Origin of the sequence: Nevskia soli DSM 19509, from assembly GCF_000711955.1 — a bacterium.
Lineage (GTDB): Bacteria > Pseudomonadota > Gammaproteobacteria > Nevskiales > Nevskiaceae > Nevskia > Nevskia soli.
In genome coordinates this window covers 292,806-315,859 of record NZ_KL543998.1, presented here as the reverse complement: position 1 = coordinate 315,859, position 23,054 = coordinate 292,806, and the positions used below count along the sequence as shown (strand labels likewise).

Sequence of the window (23,054 nt, the reverse complement as noted above, 5' to 3'; positions counted from 1 at the left end):
GTGCCGCCAGGACGATCGCTGATGCCGAATCGTACGGCGATGGCCTCCGGGCTGGCGCTGCTGTTGTGCAGCGCGGTGGTTTCGGCACACGAGTCGCCGGCACCTGAAGTGCTGCTGGACAAGGCGGCGCAGCATCGGGCCGGTATCCGCACGCGGCTCGCCGGTGGTACGGCGGACGTGGTGCACCTGCCGGGGCTGGTGATCGCCGACCCGCGGCGGGAACTGCGTGTTGCCGCGCCGCAGGACGGCGTGGTCGAGGCCGCCGGTGCGTCATTGCCCCTGGCCGGTCAACAGGTGAAGGCTGGTCAGGTGCTGGCGTATCTGCGGCCGGTGCTGAGCCAGCCGGACCGGCGCGACATGAACGTGGAACTCACGGCGGCGCAGCGCGACATGAAGCTCGACCGGATCCAGATCGACCGCTATGGCATCAACGAGAACCAGCGGCTGGAGATCAAGCTGCCCACACCTTCGGTGGAAATCCTCACCAATTACCGCACCGCCCAGGCGCGCAGCGGAGAATTGGAAGGCGCCTTGCAAAAGCCCTTGCCGTTGCTGGCGCCGCGCGCCGGGACCATCCTGCGCAGTCCCGCTACTGCCGGCCGTGTTGTCGCGGCGGGGCAGTCGCTGTTCGAGCTGAATGCGCCAGGCGCGCTGGCGGTGGAGGCTGAATATGCAGACGACGATATCGATGCCGACGCGGTGCGGCAGGCGACGATGGCCGACGGCCAGACGGTAGGCCTGGAATTCATCGGGGTCAGCTACGACAGCGGCCTGCGTACGCATCGGGCGCTGTATGCCGTCGCCGATGCGGATGCCGATGTCCACGTCAACCAGCCGCTGTCGCTGGCCGCGCCGCGCGAGCAGGGCGGGATTGCATTGCCCGCCGCCGCGGTGTTCAGGCGTAATGGTCATGTCTGGATATGGGTGCATGCGGAGGCGCAACGGTTCATTGCACAACAGGTCGAAGTCGCCGCTGCCGATGGCGATGAACAACTGCATATACGCAGCGGTTTGCACGGCGGCGAGCGGGTGGTGACGGATGGTGTCGCCGCGCTCAATGCCGCGGTTGCCCAGGCCGGAGCGGTGAGGCCATGAGGCGCGGCATTGTTTCGGCAACGGGGATGACGCTGGGCGTGTTGGTTGCCGCCAACAGCGCGGCGCACGAAGGAGAGGTGCATCGCGACGAAGCGGCTGCCACAGCACCGCCATCCGCTGCGGCCCTGGCCGAACGGCCGCGGCGTTTGCCCGATGGCGAGTTGTACCTGCCGAAGACGGCGCAGCATCTGCTCGGCATTCGTACACAACCCTGGTCCGCGGCGATGACCGTGCCGGTGTCGCTGGTGGCCGAGGTGCAGGCACAGCCTGCCGCCGCGGTCACCATCACCGCGCCGGAACCGGGCCGGCTGGAGTCGGGTGAGGGTGGCGGGAGCTGGCCGCTGCCGGGTCGCACGGTGCACGCGGGCGATGTACTGGCCTGGCTGTCGCCGCAAATCCCGCAGCGCGATGCGGCGCGCCGGCGTGCGCTGGTGGCGGATCTCGACCAGCAGCTGGTCATCGCCAACCTCAATGTCGATCGCCTGGGGTTGCAGGGGGCGGTCAACGCCGACCAGAAGGTAGCCACCGGCAATATCTACCTGGAACAGGCGGTGGCCGAGCGCGATGCCCTGTTGCATCAGCGCGAGCTGGTGGCACAGAGCCTGAATGACCGTGTGCCCTTGCGTGCCCTGGTTTCCGGGCGGGTACAGGCGGCAACGGCGCGTGCCGGCGATGTGGTGGCGGCCGGGCAGGTGTTGTTCCAGCTGGTTGATGGTTCGCGTTCGCGGTTGGTGGCCATCAGCTTCGATCCGGAACTGGGCGAGCGGGTGCGTGGCGCGAAGCTGCGGCTCGATGCGGCGACGGAAGCGGCATTGGTGTATCGCGGGGAGGAACCTCTTGCGGGCACGCCGGGGTGGCGGCTGCTGTTCGACTTGGCGCAAGGGGCGGCCTTGTCGCCGGGGCAGCTGGTGGAAGTCAGGGTGGAGGCGGCCGTGGACGGGGTTGCCACGTTGCCGGCGGGAGCCTGTGCGCTGGAGGCGGATGGAACGGCGGTGGCCTGGGTGCATCGCGCGCCCGAGCGGTTCGCGCCGCTGCGGCTGAAATCCTGTGCTGGCGGTGTGCAGCTGGCGCAGGGCGACCGGCTGGTGACGCAAGGCGCGGGGTTGCTGTCGCAGTACCGGTAATGGTGCTTTCCGGGTGAATTGCCGCCCGGGATAGCGTTGCGCGCTTCCCGGACTGCATGGCTATCTGATCGCTGAAAACACCATGCGCGCCATGCGTGCCAAGGCTTTTTGTTGGCACGCATGCGGTGAGCGCGCGGTGTTCCTGTGTCTTTTGAAGCGTCCGGAAGAGCCGGAATTGCCCGCAAAGCGCCAGACCGGAAAGCGAAAATTCCGCTGGTTTGGGTTGATCTTGTTTTTCCTGAGGTCAGTAACATTATAATCGTCATATAAAACAGGAGGCTCAGATGAAGACCATCCAGCGGGTAGCGGTATTGGGCGGCGCGCGTATCCCGTTTGCCCGGCAGAACACGGCTTATGTCGATTCCAGCAATACCGAGATGCTGACGGCGGCGCTGAAGGGCGTGGTGGAGCGGTTCGGTTTGCAGGGTGAGCGACTCGGTGAAGTGACGGCGGGGGCGGTGCTGAAGCATTCGCGCGACGCCAACATCAGCCGCGAGGCCACGCTGTCCAGCGGGTTGTCGCCGCAGACGCCGGCTTATGACGTGCAGCAGGCCTGCGCCACTTCGCTGGAGACGTCCATCCTGGTCGGCAACAAGATCGCGCTCGGGCAGATCGAGGTGGGGATCGCCGGCGGCGTGGATTCGGCTTCCGACGCGCCGGTCTCCCTCAACGACAAGCTGCGCAAGCTGGTCCTGCGCTTCAACCGCAGCAAGACCCGGCAGGATCGGCTCAAGCTGCTGACGCAGTTGCGCCCGGCGATGTTCACGCCGAGCGTGCCGAATGTGAACGAGCGACGCACCGGGCTGACCATGGGCGACCACTGCGAGCTGATGGTGAAGCAGTGGAACATCAGTCGCGAGGCGCAGGACCAGCTGGCGCTGGCCAGCCACCTCAATGGCGCGCGCGCCTACGAACAGGGTTTCTATGACGATCTGCTGGTGCCGTTCAACGGCCTCAAGCGCGACAACAACCTGCGCGCCGATACCTCGCTGGAGAAGCTGGGCAGGCTCAAGCCGGCGTTCGACCGCACTTCAGGGCGCGGCACGCTCACGGCCGGCAATTCCACGCCGCTGACCGATGGCGCGGCGGCGGTGCTGCTGTCGTCCGAAGCCTGGGCCCAGGCGCATGGCCATGTGCCGCAGGCCTGGCTGGTGGATGCGGAGACGGCGGCGGTGGATTTCTTCGGGCCGCAGCCGGAGGGCCTGCTGATGGCGCCGACCCATGCGGTGCCGCGCATGCTGGCGCGCAATGGCTTGAGCCTCCAGGACTTCGATTTCTACGAGATCCATGAGGCGTTTTCCGGGCAGGTGCTGTGCACGCTGGCGGCCTGGGAGAGCGCGGACTATTGCCGCGATGTGCTGGGGCTGGCGGGGCCGCTGGGTTCGATAGACCGCGGCAAGCTGAACGTCAATGGCGGCTCGGTCGGGCTGGGGCATCCGTTCGCGGCGACCGGGGCGCGCATTGTCGCCTCTGCGGCGAAGCGGCTGGCGCAGTTCCGGGCCGAAACCGGGCGGTCCGGGCGCACGCTGATTTCGGTTTGTGCGGCGGGTGGGCTTGGTGTGACGGCGATACTTGAAGGTTAGCGCGTAGGTTGGGGTGAGCGTAGCGAACCCCAACTTTGCGTCTGAGTCGAAGATGTTGGGGTTCGCTACGCTCACCCCAACCTACGATTGAGTGCGGCGAAGGAGTCGGCCAGATCCTTCGCTGCGCTTGGGATGACAAGGGTGGTGGATGACAGTTGGAGTTGTGCGCTTTAACGGAAGTCGTAGGTGAGGGTCATGCCGTAGACGCGGGGCATGCCGGCGTAGGCGAATACCGTGTCGCCGAGCTTGATCACCGAGCTGCGGTAGAACTCGTTGCCGAGGTTGCGGCCGTAGGCGCTGAGGGACCATTTGCGGTCCGGCGGGGTGAGGGCCAGGTGCACGTCGTAGATGCGGTGGGCGTCCATGGCGAACAGCGGGTCGTGTTCCAGGGTGGCGTTGGTGCTGCCGGTGTAGGTGAAGCCGGCGCCGGGGGTGAGGTTGAGGTCGCGGTTGAGGGGGAAGGTGTAGTTGGCGAGCAGGCTGGCTTGCAGGCGCGGGGTGTAGTTGAAGGGCTGGCCGGCGAAGTCGAAGTCGTCGCCCTGGGTGTTCTTGCCCTGGTACTCGATCACCTTGGTGCGGATGTACGAGCCCGAAGCGGTGAGGAACAGCCGCTCCAGCGGCACGTAGGTGGTGGAGAGCTGGAGGCCCTCGTCCAGCGACTTCGGCACGTTCTGCAGGTATTGCAGGGCGCCGAAGATCGGGTCCTTGAAGTAGGTCAGCAGCTGCTTGTTGCGGTAGTTGTAGTAGAAGCCGGAGAACGTCGCCTGCAGGGTCTTGCCCGGGGAGGCGAACTTGGCGCCGATCTCGTAGGCGTCGAGCTTCTCCTGCACCACCGGCGACAGGCTCTGCTGGTCGACCGAGAATACGGTGGGGAAGCCGCCGGCCTTGTAGCCGCGTGAATAGGAGGCGTAGAGCAGGGTGTCCTGCAATGGGGTCCAGCTCAGCACCGAACGCCAGGACAGGTTGTGCTCGGTCAGGCTGTCGATGAACAGGCCGGCGTTGGCGCTGGCGTCGAGGCTGCCGCAGGCGCCCTGCGGCACCACCGAGTGGCCGCCCTTGAGGAAGCTGGCGGCGGTGAAGAAGGGGAAGGGGATGATGGAGTCGTTGTCGGGCAGCACGTAGGTGCAGCCCGAGTAATTCTGCTTCTCGCGGGTGTAGCGCACGCCCAGGGTCAGCTTCAGCGCATCCAGCACCTGCACATTGCCGTCGGCGAAGGCGCTGTCGGCCAGCACCTGGGCGTCGCCCTTGGACGCGCCTTTCTGGAAGAACAGCGGTTTGTTCAGCGGGGCGGTGTCGCCGAAGATGAGGACGTTGAGGCTGTTCTCCGAGCCCAGGCCCTCGTCCACCTCGTGGTGCTTGTCGAAGTTGCCGTTGAGGCCGACCAGCCAGTCGCCGCGGCTGCCGAACTTGCCGGACAGGCGCAGCTCGCCCTGGTAGGTGCGGATGTAGGCGTGCAGCATCTGGTCGATGTCTTCCAGGTCGGTGCCACCCTGCGGCAGCGAGGAACCGTCGGCGCGCATCTGCTGGTAGCTGAACAGGCCGGTGAGGTTGACGGTGTCGCCGATGTCCCAGCTCGGCCGCAGCGAGGCCATCCAGAAATTGTCGTGCAGGCCGTACTTGTATTCCGGGTTCGGGTTCCAGTCGGCGATGCGCGGGTTCTTGTTGTCGGGAATGAGCGGATAGTTCTGCAGCGAGGGATCGAGAAAGGCGTTGTTGATGTTGATGCCGGTGAGGCTCTGCAACAGCTGGGTGAACTGGGTGCCGAGGGGCAGCTTGAACTGCGCCTGGCGGGCGATGGCGAACGGCGCCTGCGGCTCGCTCTTGTCGGTCCAGCCGGAAAGGGTCAGGCCCAGCAGCACGTCGTCGCTGGCCTGCCAGTCGAGGATGGCGCGCGCGGCCTGCTTGTTGAGCTTGCCCAGGGTGTCGCCGGGGCGGGTGTTGCTGGTCTGCCAGCCTTCGGACGAGGTGGTGCTGCTGGCGGCAAGGCGCGCCTTGAAGGAGTCGCCGATCGGGCCGCTGACATAGCCTTCGGCGTCGACGCGGCCGAAGCTGCCGTAGGAGACATCGGCGCCGCTGGTGAATTTGGAGCTGGGCTTGTTGGCGATGTAGTTGACGGTACCGCCGGTGGCGTTGCGGCCGTACAGGGTGCCTTGCGGCCCCTGCAACACTTCCACCCGGCGCAGATCGAGGTCCGGGCCCTTGCTCATGATGGGGTAGGCCAGGCTGACCTCGTCGTTGTAGATGCCGACGGTGGAGGTGGTGGCGAAGCTGGAGTCGGCGAAGCCGACACCACGCAGGGTGTAGGTGGGTGTGTCGAAGCCGGAGTCGGCGGCGGTGAAGCCGGGCACCAGCTTGCCGAGGTCGCGCGTGTCGTAGACGCCCGCCGCCTGCAGCTCCTCGCCGCGGAAGGAGCTGATCGCCATGGGGATGGAGTTGATCGCCTCGTTGCGCTTCTGGGCGGTGACCACCACGGTCTGCAGCTGGGTATCCGAAGCGGCGCCGGATGGATTGACCGGCGCGGCGGCGGGCGCCGCCGCGTCGTCCGCCTGTGCCTGGAACGACAGCAGGGACAGGCAGGTGCAGGCCGACGCGGCAAGCAGCAGCGGAGGTTTCTTCGATGCTGGCGACGACAACAGCTTGAAAGGTGCCACGGCGATCCCCGAATGACGACACGGCCTGGGCTCGCGGTCGGCCCGGCCTTCTTGGAAGAACGCCACTATGTCCCGTGGGCCGCTGCGGGGGTAAATACTGTTTTATTTGTTGGATATAGCCGGGATGCAGGAAGGTACGCCGGCGGTTGCCCCGGTGTCGCGGCGGGTTTTAGCCGGCGGGCTCGCTGTTCAGCCCGACCCGGCGGCTGCTGACCACGGCGGCGGTGGCGGCGCAGCCGGCGGCGACCAGCAGGGCCCAGTGGGTGCCGGCGGTATGGAAGTGGTGCAGCAGGATCGACACCACGGCGGCGCCGGCGGTCTGCCCGGTGAGCCGCGCCGTGGCCAGCATGCCGCTGGCGCCGCCGCTGCGGTTGCGCGGAGCCGAGCCGAGGATGGCGCGGTTGTTGGGTGTCTGGAACAGGCCGAAGCCGCCGCCGGCCAGCATCATGCGCCAGCTGATGTCGAACGCGGTTGGATGCTCCGGCAGCCAGGCCAGGAGGGCGAGGCCGGCGCAGCACAGGCCCATGCCGATGCCGCCCAGCAGCCCGGCCGGGATGCGGTCGGCGAGGCGCCCGGCGAACGGCGCCACCACGCCCAGGGTCAGCGGCCAGGGCGTCATCAGCAGGCCGGTGCTGACTTCGGACAGGCCGAGCCCGTCCTGGAAATAGAAGGGCAGGGCGACGAAGCACAGCATCTGCGCGGCGAAGGAGGCCGTGGAGGTGCCGATGGAGAGGCGGAACATGGGGATGCGCAGCAGGTCCAGCGGCAGCAGCGGCGCCGGCTGCCGCAGCTCGCGCCGCACCAGCAGCACCGCCGCGACCAGGGCGCCGGCCAGTTCGGCGCCGGCGTGGAGCGGCGGGGCGTTGCGGCCGAGGCCATCCACCGCGGTGAACAGCAGGCCGAACATGGCGGCGCTGAACAGAGCGCTGCGCCAGTCGAAGTCCGCTTCGCGGCGTTCGCTGCGCGGCAGTACGCGCAGGGCCAGCAGCAGGGCGCCGACGCCGATGGGCACGTTGATGGCGAACAGCCACTCCCAGGAGCCGACCGAGAGGATGGCCGAAGCCACGGTGGGCCTGGCGGCGGCGGAGACCGAAACCACCACCGCGTTGATGGCGATGCCGCGGCCGAGCAGGTGGTTGGGGTAGATGGTGCGCAGCAGGGCGGTGCTGACGCCCATCAGCCCGGCGGCGCCGATGCCCTGCACCATGCGCGCGGCGACCAGGGCCGGCAGGGTGGAGGACAGGGCGCAAGCGAGCGAGGCGAGGGTGAAGACCGCCAGGCCCACCTTGTAGACCCGCCGGTACCCGATCAGGTCGCCGAGCGAGGCCACCGCCAGCAGGATCATCACCAGCGGCAGCTGGTAGCCGTTGACCACCCATACCGAGTCCGCCGCCTGGGCGTGCAGCTGGTGCGCGATGCTGGGCAGGGCGACATTGGCGATGCCGCTGTCGAGGATGGTCATGGTGATGCCCAGCGCCACGGTGAGCGCGGCGAGGTGGCGCTGCGGCACGGGCAGGCCGTCGGCGGGCTGGGCGGGTGTGGCGGCGTTGACGGGCATGAGTCGGCGACGAAGGGGCGGCGGCCGGGGGAAGCCGCTGCCCTGGTGCGGGGGATGCGGATTTTAGGGCAAGCCGGACAGTCGTATCCGATTCCATCCGCTATGCGGAACCCGATCGGGCCGCCTCCGCCGCCGGGCGTGGGGCCGCTTTCCGCGTTTCATACGGCGGCGGCATACTGGGGCATGAGCGATTTCCCCACACCCGGCGGCTGGCATGGCGAACCGGCGCCGGATGCTGCGCCGGCACCGCTTCCGCCGTCGCTGCCGCCGCCCTTGCCGGCAGCGCGGGAGCCTTCAGCCTGGCGCAACTATCTGCGCGCCATCTACGCCGGCTGCCGCATTGCGCTGCTGGGGCGCCCCTCGCTGCTGGGGCTGCGCCTGGGGCCGGGTGTGTTCTGGGCGCTGCTGGCGACCAGCCTCCTGCTGAGCGGAGGCCTGGACTGGCTGGCGGCGGAGGCTCCGCGGCAGTTCGATCCGTGGGGGCTGGAATCGCAGGCCTTCTTTTTCCTGCCGCTGCTGCTGTTCGCCACGGTGGTGGCGCGGCTGTCGGCGCGGCCCGAGCTGCTGTGGCGCTACGCGGCGCTGGTCGCCGCCGCCGGCTTGCTGATCGACAGCGTCGGCGGCCTGGTCTACCAGCATCTGCCGCAAGGGCAGCACGCGGATCGCTGGTACTGGGTGTACTACGCCTTCGTGCAATGCTGGGATTTCGCGGTGGCCTGGCGCGTGCTGTCGCTGCTGGGGGCGATGGGGTCGGCGGTCAGGCGCGGCGCGGCCGCGGCGGTGGTCGCCGCCGTGTCGGCGGCGTTGTTCCATTACATTCCGTACAGCCCCATCTGGAGCCAGGACTACAGCGCCGACGATGCGCAGGAAGCGCGCCCGCGACTGGTGGCCGAGGAGGTCTTTGCGCGGCAGGACCAGCTGATGTGGCAGGCCCTGGCCAATATCGCCCCGACGCGACCGGGCAAGCCGAGCCTGTATTTCGTGGCCTATGCGCCGGACGGCGAGCAGGACGTATTCCGCAAGGAGGCGCTGTACAGCACGCGCCTGTTCGCCGAGCGCTTCGGTGCGGCACAACGCAGCCTGACCCTGGTCAACAGCCGCAGCACGGTGAAGGAGTTGCCGCTGGCCAGCGTGAGCAACCTGGACCAGGGGCTGCGCGCCATCGGCCGCAAGATGAATCCGCAGCAGGACATCCTGTTCCTCTACCTGACCAGCCATGGCTCGCGCGACGCCACGCTGGCGACCGAGCTGCCGGGCCTGAGCTTCAGCAGCTTCAACGCGCCGCGCCTGGCGCGGATGCTCAAGGACTCCGGCATCCGCTGGAAGGTGATCGTGGTCTCCGCCTGCTACAGCGGCAGCTTCCTCGACAGCCTCAAGGACGAGCACACGCTGGTGATGACGGCGGCGCGCGCCGACCGCACTTCCTTCGGCTGCTCCGACGACGCGGAGTTCACCTACTTCGGCCGGGCCTACCTGGAGCAGGGACTGAACCGCAGCACCTCGTTCACCGAGGCCTTCGCCACGGCGCGGACCCTGGTGGAGCAGTGGGAGACACGCGACAAGGAAGTGCATTCCGAGCCGCAGATCGCCGAAGGCGCGCTGATCGGGGCGAGGCTGGAGCAGTGGCGGGCGACCTTGCCGGCCGCCGGGCGGAATATCCCCACCGGGAGTGGGCGCGCGGTCAAATAAGAGAGGCACCGGGGCGCAATTTTACGTCCGTTCAATTCTTTCGCCGCAGGGTCCGGCTGTGAGTGAATTCCACTCACCAATTCGGACGATGTTCACCCCGCGACCACTCTATAAGGTAAGCGCACAACTAGTAGGAGGGGGAGTTCATGCCCACAGTGCGCGGGGAGCAGGTTTTGTTTGTGCGGAAAAAGGGTGCGCGGCTGGCCGCGTTGTTTCTCGGCGGCGCGCTGTGCCAGGGTGCGGCGCATGCCGGCGAGCTCGAGCTGTGGGACGATGCCACACTGGATTACAAGCTGACGGTGTCCTACGCGGCGGCGATTCGTACCAAGAACCCCAACGATGCACTGATCAACGGGCCGGTGGACCAGTTCCAGTCCTACCTGTTCCCGGTGCAGCAGCCCAACCAGCCGGCGCAGATCTTCTCCTTCACCCATACCGGCCTGCCCACCACCGCCAATTACGACGATGCCGACCGCAATTTCAAGGCCGGCAGCCTGATCAACAACCGCGCCACCGGGCTGGGCGAGCTGCAGTTCCACTGGAAGAACTACGGCATCGTCGCCAGCGGCGACGGCTTCTTCGACCAGGTCTACCACCATCCGAACGACAACGATTCGCCGTCGACCGTCAATACCACCCTGCCGAACAGCCACTGGACCGACGGGGCCCGCTACTACGACGGCCAGCGCGTGCGCCTGCTCGACGCCTATGCCTATGGCGACTTCTCGTTCTTCGACATGAACCTCAACGTGCGCGCCGGCCAGCAGCTGGTGGCGTACGGGCAGAGCCTGTTCCTCTCCGGCATCGCCCTGGCGCAGAGCCGCGCCGACGCCACCAAGTCGGTGATTCCCGGCGCCGAGGTGAAGAGCATCCTGCTGCCGACCAACCAGATCTCGTTCCGCCTGGGTATCAACAACGAGCTGTCGATGGTCGGCTATTACAAGCTGGCCTTCCGCGCCACCGAAATCTTTCCCGAAGGCGATTTCTTCTCCCCGGCGGACGCGGTGGGGCCGGGCGCGACCTTCGTCTACGGCTCGGCCAACCCGCTGTACGGCGGCCCGGGCGAGTGCAGCGGCCTGCTCACCAATTTCCACATCGGCAACACGCCGGCTCCGCTCACGCCGGCGCTCGAGAACCTGGTGTGCACCCTGTTGTTCCCGGTCGGGCAGTTGCTCAATGCCCCCAAGACCATCAACGCCACCCGCGGGCCGGACATCAAGCCCAGCGACTTCGGCCAGTACGGTGGCGGCCTGGAATACCAGCTCACCTCTCGCACCAACGTGGCGTTCTACTACCTGCGCTACGACGACACCAATCCGTCGGTGAACCTCAACGTCGGCTACGCGCCGTTCGGTTTCAATCCCATCACCGGCGCGCCCGTTACGACGCAGATCATCAACCAGCCGGTGCCGAACACCTACAACGTCAAGTACTTCGACGGCATTCACCTGTATGGCGGGACCTTCTCCACCGTGCTGGGGCCGTTCAATGTCGCCGGCGAGGTGAATTTCCGCGACGGCACCGACCTGCCGATCGATTCCACTATCTCCGGCGTGGTCAGCCCGGTCTACACCCGCGGGCAGACCACCCAGGCGCTGCTGTCGGCGATCTACGTCAACAATCCGAAGTTCTTCTTCGACGATCTTGCCGTCACGGCCGAGGCCGGCTACCTGCATGTCAATGATGTCGATCCGGTGGCTTCCTCGCCCGGCATCATCACCCACGGCAATGGCGACGTGCTGTTCTACAACCGCAATTCCTGGGGCTTCCAGACCCTGACCATTCCCACCAAGCACAACATCTTCAACGGCTGGGACATGTCCACTCCGATTTCCTTCGGCATGCTGGTGAAGGGCACGCCGGAGCAGGCGGGCGCCTTCGGCGCACTGTACGGTGAGGGCGACACGCGCCTGGGCGTCAGCCTCAACTTCCAGTATCTCGGCAACCTGGAAGTGGGCGTCGGCTACAACTTCTTCTTCGGCGATCCCAACAAGACCATCGGCGACAGCCTGCTCAAGGCCAATCCCTACATGGATCGCGACTACGCCACCTTCCACATCACCTACAACCTCTGAGTCAGGGCATCCGGGGCGACCTCGGCCCCGCGCGAAGTTTTTTGAGCGAAGTGGCACTTGAAGCCCGGGGACGGGGGTCCCTGGGCTTTTTTTTGTTCGCGCCCTGCCGCCGTGGATCTCACCTTTTGTGTGCGGCAGGTTGGGTGTCCAAGGCCCAAGCAAATCGAATGACCAGTCCTCGCGCACTCAGGCGTCCCACTACGGCCTGGAAAATATGGAGAGGCCGGGGCACGCCCGATCCGGGCGCTTCGATCAACCCTGGAAAACCGAACTGAGGCAGATTGGGATGGCCGCGTTCGACCCATGCTGCCGCGACTGCGGAAACTAGCGCACTCGCTTGCCAACGGCCGGCCTGATACGCCTTTTCACCTTGTCGGCTGTCAACGGGATTTCCGCACTGATCGTCGCCCCCTTGCCCGGCGTCGATTCAATGCCAAATGTGCCGCCCAAAGCGGCAACGCGATCAGACATTCCCAGGAGACCCATGCGGCCCTCCGCTTGCGGTGCGTCCACATCGAATCCCACGCCGTTGTCCCGCAGTTTCAATCGAACCACTCTGGTTCCGGCGTCCACGGCGATGGTGACCGTTTGGGCCTTGGAGTGACGCACGTTGCGCAGCGCTTCCTGCACTACGCGGTATACGCACAGGCTCACCGGGCCCGGCAGGCGATCGATCGTCTTGCCGGCGCGCAGGCTGACCTTGATCCCGTGAAGCTCCTCCACCGCTCGGCACTCTCCCCGCAAGGCCTTACGCAGGCCGAGGTCCTCGACCACCGACGGGTGGATGCGGCGCGCAAGATCATGCGTGCTTGCCGATAGCTGCTGCATTTTCTGTTGTGTCGCGCGTATTCGGCGCGCAACCGCGGCGGAGACCGCATGTTTGGACAATTGCGCCAGTTCGATGCTCAGGCTGGCCATACTCCCGCCGGATAGGTCATGCAGTTCGTGGGCAATGTGTTTCTCTTCCTCTTCGAGGATCCGGTTCAGGCGCTGCGCCGAATCTTCGGCGCCGGTGACGTCCTGGAACATCAGCAGGATTTTTTGCACGCCGATGCCGGCGTCGACGATCTGCTTCCCGGCGAGCCGGAATGCCCGCGGGCCGTCCACCGCGGACTCATGTTCCACGCGAAAGTTCTGGAACTGCCGCCGCTTGGGCAGCACTTCCTCAAGCAGCCGATGCAGCTCCGGCACGTCCCACTGCCGGTTGCCCAGTTCGAACAGGCTCGACTCGAGGGTTTCCTTCTGCGTCGTCCGGAACACCTTGCAGTACGCCGGATTTGCCGCCATCACGCGGAACTGGCGGTCCAGAACCAGCAGGGGTTCGTTCATCGTTTCCACGATTCCCGTGATGCTCCGCTTGGTGGCGTCGATGTCCACCAATGCGATGAGGGCGCCGTCGCTGCGTCCGCCGGAGATGCTGAACGGGCGCACCCGCAGCGAATACCAGCGGCCGTGCTGGTCCTGCACTTCGCGCTCCGCTGCCACACCGCGCGCGCGCGCGGCCGCCACCAGTCCATCGAGTTCGGGCAGCGGCAGCGATGGAGTGATCTGCGAGAGGGGGCGCCCGATGTCCGACGCGATCAGGTTGAACATCCGGTGCGCCGCCGGACTGTAACGGCGCACATGCCCCTCCCGGTCGAGATGGACAATGGGGATGTTGATCCCCGCCAGCAGGGTGTTCAGTTCGCTGACGAGATGGTCGAGTTGCTGGTTGCGCTCCATCAGCTCTTCGTTGACTGTCGCCAGCTCCTCGTTCGCCGATTGCAGCTCCTCCTTCGCCGTCTGCAGTTCCTCGTTGCTGCTTTGCAGCTCCTCGTTGCCCGACAAGGCCTCCTCATGGGCCGAGCGCAGTTCCTCGGCGGAGCCCTCCTGCTCCTCGAGCACGGTCTGGAGCTGTTCGCGCGTCGCCGCCAGCTGCTTGCTCATCCGCGCAAGCTCGTTGCGCTGGCTCTGGCGCGGGGGCTTGCGCGGCTGGGCGTTTGCGGGTTCCGGCGCGGCCGCCTGTTCGAACATCACCAGGTAGCATCTGCGCCCGTCCGGCTCGGCGACGCGCATCAGCACCAGGACCACCTCGCGCGAGCTGCCGTCCGGTGCGAGCCAGGTGATTTGACGCCTGACCGGCCGCGCCGACTTGCGCGCCGCGCGCAACGCGGTGCGGACGTCCAGGGCCACGCCGGCAGGCAGCATCCGGCCGAGTTGCAGGTTGGCCTGTCCGGCCGCCGGCTGCAGGTAGGGACTGACGTCGCCGACAAAGGCGCGGATCACCAGGTCCTCATCGACGTACAGGCCGGGCGGCGCGTAAAGGTCCAGCAGGGCACGTTCCATGCTGTGGGGCGTAGACGGCGCGGCGACGCGCGGCGGGACGTGCGGCAGCGGCGGCGCGCTGATCCTGCCCGGCGGCCCGCCCGGTACGGCGCGTCCGGGCAGCGCTGGCTTGCTCCGGTAGATGCGGCACTTCCGATCGAGCGCGGTAAACAGCTCGGGATGCCCGCCGAGCGATTCGGAACGCCCCAAGAACAGGGCGCCCCCTGGTTTCAGTGCGTAATGAAAGGTTTCGATCACGCGCTGCTGCAACGGCCTTGCAAAGTAAATCAGGAGGTTGCGGCAGCTGACCAGGTCGAGGTTGGAAAACGGGGGGTCGCTGCCGATCTCATGGCACGCGAACACGCAGAGCTCGCGCAACTCGGAACGCACCTGATAGCCACCCGGCACCTTGTCGAAGAAGCGCTTCAGCCGGCTCGCGGACACATCCGCGGCGATCTGCTGGCCAAAACGGCCGGTGCGTGCTGCGTCGATGTCCGGTGCGCTGACATCGGTGCCGAACAGCTGGATCTGCGGAGCGTGTTTGAGGCGGGCGGCCTGTTCCAGCAGCAACATGCCAATGCTGTAAACCTCTTCACCGCGGGCGCAGCCGGCTACCCAAACGCGGATCGGCTTGCGTGGGTCGACTTTATTCAGCAGGGGCGCGATCACCTTGCGCCCAAGCACCCGGAACGCCTCCGGATCGCGAAAGAAGCTGCTGACGTGAATCAACAGGTCCGAAAACAGCTTGCGCGGCTCGTCGGCGTGGGAGCGCAGATGCCGCAGGTAGTCGGCCGGATCGGCGAAGCCTTTCTGCGCCATGCGCATGTCGATGCGCCGGCGCAGTGTGCCGGCCTTGTACTGGTTGAAATCGATCCCGGTGATCCGCGGCAAGGTGGCGATGATCCGTTCGTACGGGTCAGCTGCGGCCTGCCGCCGGGAGTGGGCCGCGGTGTCCGCCGGCGACGGATTCAGGAGCTGGCGGGCGATCTGCGCCGGTGACAGGACGTGGTTGACGCATCCGGCGGCGATGGCGTTGGCCGGCATCTGGTCGAACTGCGCAGTACTGGGGTCCTGGGCGAAGGTGATGCCACCTTCCCGCTGGATCAGCCGGAGCCCCTCGGTGCCGTCGCTGCCGTTGCCGGAAAGCACCACCCCACGCGCGTTGCCGCGCTTCTCGCTGGCGAGGCTGGCGAAGAATGTGTCGATGGCCGTGGGACCGCCCCGCGTCGCGCCGGGCTCAAGGTGCAGTGCGCCGCCGCGCATGACCAGGCGCTTGCCCGGCGGAGCGACGTAAACCTGGTTCGGCTCGACCGGCTCTCCCTCATGGGCCTGGTGTACCGGCATTCGCGTCTTTCCGGCCAACAAGCTCCCGAGGATGCTCTTGCTTCCAGGCGCCAGGTGCGAGATCACCACGAAGGCCATGCCCGGTTCTGCAGGCAGGGCTTCGAGCAAGGCGAAGATGGCCGCCAGTCCGCCGGCCGAGGCGCCGATGCCGACGACGGGAAAGCTGCCCCCAGCCCTGGGCCCGGGCTTTACGGTACGATGAATTCCACGCGCAGCGAGCGAAGCACGGCGCGGACTTCTGATTTTATTCGACACGGCTTGGATGCCTCGCCCGGCACTTTTTGGAGCATACTAACCATAAGCCAGCTCCGGGGATACTGGGCCATGAGCCCGCCGACCAGTTCCAGCGCGACGCATGCCGAAACATCAGGCAGCGATGCCCTACCGCCCCGCCCGGCGCACGCCAGACCGCGCGTAATCCTGGCCGATGATCACATCCTGGTCGCGGCCGGGGTGCGCGGGTTGCTCGAGCCCGGGTTTGACGTAACGGACATGGTGACCGATGGCGAGGCCCTGATCGAAGCCGCGCACAGGCTCCGGCCAGATCTGGTGATCGCCGACATTTCCATGCCGCTGCGCAACGGCATCGAGGCGATCCGGGAAATCCGCAAGGAGCTCCCAAAGGTGTTGGCGATCTGCCTGACGATGCATGCCGATCGAATGTACCTGGCCGAAGCCCTGGAGGCCGGAGCCTCGGGTTTCGTGGTGAAGCACGCGGCAGCCGAAGAGTTGCGCGAGGCGATCCATATCGTACTGGGTGGCGGTACCTATATCTCACCCCTGGTCGGAGGCCATACGGAGACGTTTGCCCGGCATGATATGCCGTTCAGGCTCACCCCCCGGCAACGCCAGGTGCTGCAACTGGTGGCGGAGGGCCATACCGTGAAGGAAGTCGCCCGCATGCTCAGGCTCGCGCCAAAGACGGTGGAGTTCCACAAGTACCGGATCATGGAGGATTTGGGGCTGACTTCCTCGGCGGAACTGGTGCAGTTCGCCGTCGAGCACGGCATGGTGTCGCGGCGGCCCGTGCCTTGGAGAAGCTGAGGGTTCAGAGCCGCCAAAGGCAGTTCCAGCCATTCCCATGAATCAAGGCCCGTCCGCCTCAGGCATCCGGGCCTGCCTTGACGCATCAGGCCAAGGCTTTGCAGCGGGGCGAGTCCGCCTTGAGTGCCGCGATCGCCAGGTTGCAGGCACCACCGGGCTGGCGCCCTGCCTCGAAGTATTCGGGCAATTCAACAAAGCCAGTGATTTCTTCGAGCAGGAATTGCTTCCAGCCAACCTTGACGCCCGACTCGCATCCGCCGTTTCTTTGCCAGGCGACCAGCACCGGCTTGCCGGCTTCGTCGCGGCCGAAGGCATGGGGCTCGACCACCCGCGAATACTGGTGATAGTTCAGGCGCAGCAATTGGCGTGAACGCACCGCCTCGTAAACCACCTGGTGCAGGAGCCCTGCCGCGTTCAACGGACCCACTCCGCCCGCATTTGGAGGCAATCCTGGCGGTACCTGCACTGTTGCTCACGGCACGTGTAGCGCGCCGCCGTGCGAAAGCACGGTTCGTGGCCTTCTTCGATTTGGCGGCGCAGGACCATCCAGCTCGGGCATGCGGCTTTCGCCGGTGGAATCCCGGTCTGCGAATTCGTTTCGGGCTGGTACGCTAGAACGGCGGCTTCAGGCGGCACGTGCTGTCTCCCATTCGCAGATGCGAAACGGACCTCGGCAGCGATCTCTGTCCTGCTCAAGGAAGTGCATAGGTCGCTCTGAGCCAATCCTCCAGAATATGCAGCATGCGCCACAGAGTGACTTGTCGGGAACTAGGAATAGTCCTAATGGCTCTTCAGCGAAATATCAGCACACACGCGCCGGCATAAAATGAGATCAATCCGGGGCAATACAAGCCATTCGAGGTGTTTCAGGCCGACGATGCGTCCTGTCGCCAGTATACGCAGGCACAGATTGGCGCAGGCATAGATTGGCCCATCGCCGGGCGAAGCGGCGGCAGACTCGACTGCTGCCGGTGCGGTCGCCGGCACTGCTTTAGGCGCTGCCGCCGGGGCCTCCATGGACGCGGGCGGTGAAGGCGCCGCTACCGGTGCCGGCTTGCTGGCCGGAGCTGCCATTGGCGACGGAAACGGCAACCGCTCGGTCCGCTGTCTTCAATATCGCTATAACGTCGCTTACGATCAGTGCAGGTACACCAAGGGCGATCAGGTGCCTGGATTCACAGCGAGGTTTGCAATGCCACCGCTTCCGCCGTCGGCTGCACCTCTATCGGCGATGGAGCGCTGAGCAGTTTTCGGGCAAGGTTCCGCAGGACATGAGGGGCAGGGACGCAGCGCTGGATGCCCTCACAAGCCGCCTCTAATTGATAGGATTGAAGCCTTGGATTCATCGGGAGCCAAGTTGCCGGCTGTGGGCCTCACCTCGGAGGAGGCGCTTCGGCGGCGGGCGCAGCATGGCCCCAATACGGTGGCCGAGGAACGGGAGTCGCATTTTCGGCGATTTGTCCGACATTGCTGGGCGCCCGTGCCGTGGATGCTCGAGGCCACGGTGCTGCTGCAGCTTGTGCTTGGCGAATATGTCGAAGCGGCGCTGATCGCGGGGTTGCTGGCATTCAACATCGCCCTCGGCGTATTCCAAGAGGGTCGTGCCAACGCGGCGCTGAACCTGCTCAAGCAGCGCCTTGCCCCCAGGGCTAGGGTCCGCCGCGACAACTGCTGGAGAGAACTCCCGGCCGTGGAACTCGTACCCGGAGATGTCGTACAGCTGTCCCTCGGTACCTTGATTCCCGCCGACGTGCAGCTTCTCTCCGGCTCGGTGCTGCTGGATCAGTCTATGCTCACCGGGGAGTCGGTGCCGGTCGATGCGGCGGCCGGCAGTGTCGGCTACGCCGGAGCCTTGGTCCGCCGCGGCGAAGCCATTGCACTGGTGACGGCGACCGGGTCGGCCACATATTTTGGGCGGGCTGCCGAGCTGGTGCGCATTGCGCATATCGAGAGCGCGGAGTTCAAGGCGGTACTCGGCCTAGTCCGGAACCTCTCGATCATCAACGGGGCCGTCGTAATCGGGCTGGTTGCCTATGCCCAGCTCATCGGATTGCCGGCCGCGCAGATCATCCTGCTGGTGTTGACGGCAATGATCTCGGCGGTTCCCGTGGCGCTACCCGCCACATTTACCCTGGGTGCGGCCCTGGGCGCCAGGGCTCTGGCGCAAAAAGGCGTGCTGCTGACACGGCTGTCGGCCCTGCATGAGGCTGCGGCCATCGACCTCCTGTGCGCCGACAAGACCGGTACGCTCACCAGCAATGAACTGGCGGTAGCCACGGTGCGGCCTCTGGCTGCGGGCTGGAGCGTCGGCGACATCTTGGCCTTCGCCACGCTGGCCAGCTCGCCGGATGGCGACGATCCCGTCGATGCGGCGATCCGCCGCGCGGCGGCGGCAACCCCAGGGCAGCGCAAACTCCCACATGTCGTCAGCTTCACGCCGTTCGATCCCGCAAGCAAGCGGGCCGAGGGCCTGGCACAGGATGCCGATGGCACCAATATCCGAATCGCCAAGGGCGCGCCATCGGCGGTCGAAGACCTGGTTCGCTGGAGCCCGGCCGCAAAAGGGCAAGTCGCAGCGCTGGCCGGTGACGGGTACCGAACCCTGGCAGTGGTGGCCGGCCCGCAAGAGCATCCGGAATTGCTCGGTCTGGTAGCCTTGAACGACCCGCCACGCGCCGACTCCGCGGCGCTGATTGCAGGGCTGCACGCCATGGGTGTGCAAACTGTCATGGTGACTGGCGATGCAGCGGCCACGGCGGCGACGGTGGGGCGCGCCATCGGATTGGAAGGCCGAGTTTGCCCGAGAGAACAAATACCCGACCGCGTTACCCCGGACGAGTTCGCTATCTTTGCTGGCGTGTTTCCGGAAGACAAGTTCCGGCTGGTACGGGCGTTTCAGCGTGGCGGCCATGCCGTGGGCATGTGCGGCGATGGCGCCAACGACGCGCCCGCGCTGCGCCAGGCGCAGATGGGGATCGCGGTTTCGACGGCCACGGACGTAGCGAAGGCAGCCGCGGGCATCGTGCTGACCACTCCGGGTCTTGGCGGCATTGTCACCGCCATTCGCGAGGGACGCACTGTGTTCCAGCGCATCCTGACCTACACGCTCACCATCCTGGTCAACAAGTGCGTGACTTTGATCGTGCTGGGTGGGGGGCTGATACTCACCGGACACGCCGTGCTCACACCCATGCTACAGGCCCTGATGATGTTCGCCGGCGACTTCGTCAGCATGGCGCGGACGGCCGATCGTGCGACACCATCGCTGCATCCAAACTCCTGGCGTCTGCCCAGCCTTATCCGGGCCGCGATTCCTTTGGCCGTATGCAAGCTGGTGTTCTGCTTCAGCGTACTCGCCATGGGAGCGTTTCGGCTGGGCCTGGGTGTCGGGCAGATGCAGACTCTTACGGTGGCGATGCTGGTCTACGCAGGCCAGGGCATGAACTACCTTCTGCGCGAGCGAGGACACCTGTGGGATTCGCGACCGAGTGCGCTGATGATGTTGTTCTCGCTTGGCGACATCATGTTGATCTCGACGTTCGCCGCTTGTGGCGTCCTGATGGCTGCGCTACCTGTCCGCCTGCTTCTCGGCCTGTTCGCCGCAACCGTAGCGTTCCTGCTCCTCACGGATCAGATCAAGGTGGTGTTGTTCCGTCGGCGGAGAATTGATTGACGCCAGGGTCCATGGCGACAAGGACTCGTTGTACGAGGAAATTCAAGAAGAAGCGGGAGAGCAATCTGGTTATGGCAAAAGCGGCCAGTACGCCGAACAGGGCGCCGGATGCGCCCAAGGTTGGGACCTTGTCGGTCGGCAGGCTGGCGACCACGGGCTGTATTTCCAGGGCAAACGCCGCGAGATTCACAATCAGCAGAATGCAGGTAAGCCGTGTCATGACCGGATTGGGCACACGGACAGGCGCTTTTTTACAGTTCCAGACACTGGCTGTATTCCCCGATTACCAATAAAGGAGTTCGATCGGTTAGGATTGCCTGGATGATGCTCTGTGCGCTTGGGGGAGCAGGTCATGAATACAATAATTAAGTCAGGAGCGCTGTCGCGCATCGCGGCGGCATCGCTGGTCGCAGCCGGACTGGTGTTGGGCGGTTGTTCCAACAATGGCGGCACCGGAGGCGGCAGCAGCGGAGCGTCGTCGTCGAGCGGCAGTGCCGTTTCCACGGCCGTGTCGATCGAGCTTGTGCCCAGTTCGGTAACGCCCGGGCAGTCGTTCCGTCTGATCTATACCGTCCCTGGCGGGGCATCGAGCGGTACTACCTGCACCGCATCCAACGCCGCTGGCGACAGCAACTGGAGCGGCAAGGTGGCGGCGACCGGCGGGACCAAAACGCTGGTGGCGCCCGCAGCGGCCAATATCTACATCTACAGCATCAGTTGCACCATCTCCGGCTCGACCGAAACGGCACAAGCAAGCCTGTTCGACGGTGTGGCGGCGCCCACGCCAGCCGACTGCGGCGTCACCAACAGTTCCGGAGTGGCGGTACCGACTCGGGACTTGATCGCCCCGGACGCCAGCGTGACCACCAGCAGCAGTGGCCTTTGCGTCGGCTGCTCGGTAAGCAATCCCGGCAATGTGCTGGATCAGGATGCGCTGAACTACGCCACCATCAACACGCCGGTGGGCTTGATTGCCGATGAAACACTGACCGTGACCAGCGCGGCGAACACCTATGCCGCCGGACACCTGGTGGGCTTCGTCGCTTCCAATCCGGCTGAATTGCTGACCCTGGATCTGCTGCAAAGCGTGACCGTCAGTACATTGCTCGATGGCGTGCCGCAGGACACGGCCGGCGCCACCGCCAGCACACCGCTGCGCCTGGACCTGTTGACCCTGTTGGCCAGTCCGAAGTCGGCGTTCATCGGTTTTACCGCCACCAAGCCCTTCAACGCGGTACAGCTTTCCGACGGCAACCTGGTTTCGGCGCTGGGGCGGGTCAATGTCTATCTGGCCTGCGTCAGCACGCAGCCGGTGGGCTCCTCGGGCGGCAGCGGTTCATCGTCGTCCTCATCCAGCTCTTCCAGTGGCAGCAGTTCGTCCTCGTCGTCTTCCGGCTCTTCGAGTAGCGGCAGCTCCTCGTCTTCGGGCAGCGGCGGGTCGTCCGGGGCGGGCTCCAGCAGCGGATCTTCTTCCGGTGGGGGCTCTTCCTCCTCCGGCAGTAGCTCCAGCAGCGGCGCAGCCACGTACGACTGGAGTCAGCTCGGCACTACGCTGGACAGTTATGTATCGAGCGCCAGCCCCGTGCCGAGCGGTGCAGTCAGCGGTTACAGCTTCATCCTCTACAACAAAACCGGAATTCTTTACAGCCGCGCTGGCGGCAACCAGACGGCCAGTTCCGTGCTGACGCTGGCTTCGGCTTCGAAGATGCCTTCCGCCGCGGCGATTCTGACGCTGGTGGACAGTGGCAAGCTCAATCTCGACACGCCGGTCGCTACTTACCTCGCGATAAGTGGCGTGGTCTGGCCGGTGGACAAGATCAAGATCACCATGCGCATGCTGTTGTCGCATACCTCCGGACTGCCCGGGCTTGGCGACAGCACCAACCCCACCTGCGTCAACGATGAAACCGGCACGACGCTGGCGCAGTGTGTGCAGACTATCGCCAACACGGACCTGACTTCTCAGCCGGGGGCCGAGTTCAATTACGGCGGCGCTGATTACCAGGTGGCGGGCTATATCGCGACCGTGCTGTCGAAGCAGGACTGGCAGACATTCTTCGCGGCCGCTATCGCGCAGCCGCTGGGTCTCACCACCTTCACCTATGGCTCTTCCAACATTGTGACCAACCCGCGCATCGCCGGCGGCGCGTTCAGCGATGTGGCCGACTACGCCTCCATTCTGCAAATGCTGCAGAACAACGGCCTCTTCGGCGGCAAGCAGGTTCTGTCCGCAACCAGTGTCGCCGACCTGGAAAGCAATGAGATAGAGGGGCTGCCGGTGGCCTTCACGCCGTTCCCATTTGGACAGGCCCGCAACTATCCCGGATATGGATTGGGCTTGTGGATTTCCAGCCCTTCGCTGTATCCGGGAAGCTCCGGGCCGGAATTCAGTGATCCAGGCCTGTACGGCACCAGCCCGTGGATCGACAACGGCCTGGGCTATGGCGCGATCATCCTCATCGATCAGGATGTGCCGACCGGCTTGACCATGTGGAACGCGGCGCGTCCGCTGATCATCAATCAGTTGACCGGCAACGGCGGATAACATCTCAGCGCGGTCGATCACATCCGCCGCTTGTTTATGAACGGCCGCTTTTCTACCGCGAATATCAAGGGGCGGGAGAGCGCTTGTGGGCCACTGCGGCTGAATGAGGACAGCCTGCAGACCGGACACTCCCGCCGATCAGTCATGGGGGCTCAGGGTGACATGAAGAGTCATTCGGCGCCTTGACGTCGCCGCCGAACAGCTGTCGGACAAGCGGCGCACTGAGACTCGAATCGGCGACGGACGGCTCCTAAGCAGATTCATCGAGCGCGACCAGGCGTTCGCCCTCGACGAAAATGCGCGTCATTTCTGCCCGATACGGACTATTCCCGCGGTCCAGCCCGCCAGCACGTGCCGTGCGCTATCGAC

Annotated in this window: 13 protein-coding genes; 8 read left to right on the top strand and 5 right to left on the bottom strand. The window is 65.7% G+C overall.

What is annotated here, in order from left to right; genetic code table 11:
• Positions 1-21: 21 nt before the first annotated feature.
• From BP26_RS0123865 to BP26_RS0123855, 3 genes are all read left to right on the top strand, one after another.
• Entirely contained in the window at positions 22-1,095 is a 1,074-nt protein-coding gene (locus BP26_RS0123865; RefSeq protein ID WP_029923056.1) for an efflux RND transporter periplasmic adaptor subunit, read from the top strand.
• Complete coding sequence (locus tag BP26_RS0123860) at positions 1,092-2,219, top strand: efflux RND transporter periplasmic adaptor subunit (RefSeq protein ID WP_157572739.1); 1,128 nt, start codon at positions 1,092-1,094, stop codon at positions 2,217-2,219. The genes BP26_RS0123865 and BP26_RS0123860 overlap by 4 nt, the downstream gene beginning before the upstream one ends.
• A 284-nt stretch (positions 2,220-2,503) precedes the next feature.
• Positions 2,504-3,802, top strand: a complete 1,299-nt coding sequence (locus tag BP26_RS0123855) for an acetyl-CoA C-acetyltransferase (RefSeq protein WP_029923054.1) — start codon at positions 2,504-2,506, stop codon at positions 3,800-3,802.
• 170 nt (positions 3,803-3,972) lie between these two features.
• Here BP26_RS0123855 and BP26_RS0123850 read toward each other — a convergent pair whose 3' ends face one another.
• Positions 3,973-6,453, bottom strand: a complete 2,481-nt coding sequence (locus BP26_RS0123850) for a TonB-dependent receptor (protein ID WP_029923053.1) — start codon at positions 6,451-6,453, stop codon at positions 3,973-3,975.
• 169 nt (positions 6,454-6,622) lie between these two features.
• Positions 6,623-8,011: an MFS transporter gene (locus BP26_RS0123845; protein WP_051749373.1), complete on the bottom strand. Its 1,389-nt coding sequence runs from the start codon at positions 8,009-8,011 to the stop codon at positions 6,623-6,625.
• Between the two features lie 183 nt (positions 8,012-8,194).
• Between BP26_RS0123845 and BP26_RS28050 the strand changes: the two genes are divergently transcribed.
• On the top strand, positions 8,195-9,700 hold the full coding sequence (locus BP26_RS28050) for a C13 family peptidase (protein ID WP_051749371.1): 1,506 nt from the start codon (positions 8,195-8,197) through the stop codon (positions 9,698-9,700).
• A 146-nt stretch (positions 9,701-9,846) separates the two neighbouring features.
• Positions 9,847-11,775: a DUF1302 domain-containing protein gene (locus BP26_RS0123835; RefSeq protein ID WP_084183393.1), complete on the top strand. Its 1,929-nt coding sequence runs from the start codon at positions 9,847-9,849 to the stop codon at positions 11,773-11,775.
• A 324-nt stretch (positions 11,776-12,099) separates the two neighbouring features.
• Here BP26_RS0123835 and BP26_RS0123830 read toward each other — a convergent pair whose 3' ends face one another.
• Positions 12,100-15,678: a chemotaxis protein CheB gene (locus BP26_RS0123830; protein WP_084183392.1), complete on the bottom strand. Its 3,579-nt coding sequence runs from the start codon at positions 15,676-15,678 to the stop codon at positions 12,100-12,102.
• A gap of 69 nt (positions 15,679-15,747) precedes the next feature.
• Here BP26_RS0123830 and BP26_RS0123825 point away from each other — a divergent pair, with 69 nt between their 5' ends.
• Positions 15,748-16,467, top strand: a complete 720-nt coding sequence (locus tag BP26_RS0123825; protein ID WP_084183391.1) for a response regulator — start codon at positions 15,748-15,750, stop codon at positions 16,465-16,467.
• A gap of 85 nt (positions 16,468-16,552) precedes the next feature.
• Here the strand turns inward: BP26_RS0123825 and BP26_RS28045 are convergent, their stop codons facing one another.
• Positions 16,553-16,885, bottom strand: a complete 333-nt coding sequence (locus BP26_RS28045; RefSeq protein WP_051749366.1) for a hypothetical protein — start codon at positions 16,883-16,885, stop codon at positions 16,553-16,555.
• Between the two features lie 918 nt (positions 16,886-17,803).
• Between BP26_RS28045 and BP26_RS0123815 the strand changes: the two genes are divergently transcribed.
• A complete protein-coding gene (locus tag BP26_RS0123815) occupies positions 17,804-20,140 on the top strand; it encodes an HAD-IC family P-type ATPase (RefSeq protein WP_036517819.1) in 2,337 nt (778 codons plus the stop codon).
• Here the strand turns inward: BP26_RS0123815 and BP26_RS29900 are convergent.
• Positions 20,103-20,375, bottom strand: coding sequence for a rhomboid family intramembrane serine protease (locus tag BP26_RS29900; protein WP_157572737.1), 273 nt, complete (start codon positions 20,373-20,375; stop codon positions 20,103-20,105). The genes BP26_RS0123815 and BP26_RS29900 overlap by 38 nt on opposite strands.
• A gap of 117 nt (positions 20,376-20,492) precedes the next feature.
• Between BP26_RS29900 and BP26_RS0123805 the strand changes: the two genes are divergently transcribed.
• The gene (locus BP26_RS0123805) at positions 20,493-22,685 is read left to right on the top strand and encodes a serine hydrolase domain-containing protein (RefSeq protein WP_157572736.1); all 2,193 of its coding nucleotides are present in this window, start codon (positions 20,493-20,495) and stop codon (positions 22,683-22,685) included.
• Positions 22,686-23,054: the final 369 nt, after the last annotated feature.

Excerpts from the sequence above, each read along its gene's own strand:
- BP26_RS0123855 (WP_029923054.1), top strand. The coding sequence starts at position 2,504 with ATGAAGACCATCCAGCGGGTAGCGGTATTGGGCGGCGCGCGTATCCCG.
- BP26_RS0123845 (WP_051749373.1), bottom strand. The coding sequence starts at position 8,011 with ATGCCCGTCAACGCCGCCACACCCGCCCAGCCCGCCGACGGCCTGCCC.
- BP26_RS0123860 (WP_157572739.1), top strand. The coding sequence starts at position 1,092 with ATGAGGCGCGGCATTGTTTCGGCAACGGGGATGACGCTGGGCGTGTTG.
- BP26_RS28050 (WP_051749371.1), top strand. The coding sequence starts at position 8,195 with ATGAGCGATTTCCCCACACCCGGCGGCTGGCATGGCGAACCGGCGCCG.
- BP26_RS0123865 (WP_029923056.1), top strand. The coding sequence starts at position 22 with ATGCCGAATCGTACGGCGATGGCCTCCGGGCTGGCGCTGCTGTTGTGC.
- BP26_RS0123825 (WP_084183391.1), top strand. The coding sequence starts at position 15,748 with ATGAGCCCGCCGACCAGTTCCAGCGCGACGCATGCCGAAACATCAGGC.
- BP26_RS0123805 (WP_157572736.1), top strand. The coding sequence starts at position 20,493 with ATGAATACAATAATTAAGTCAGGAGCGCTGTCGCGCATCGCGGCGGCA.
- BP26_RS0123835 (WP_084183393.1), top strand. The coding sequence starts at position 9,847 with ATGCCCACAGTGCGCGGGGAGCAGGTTTTGTTTGTGCGGAAAAAGGGT.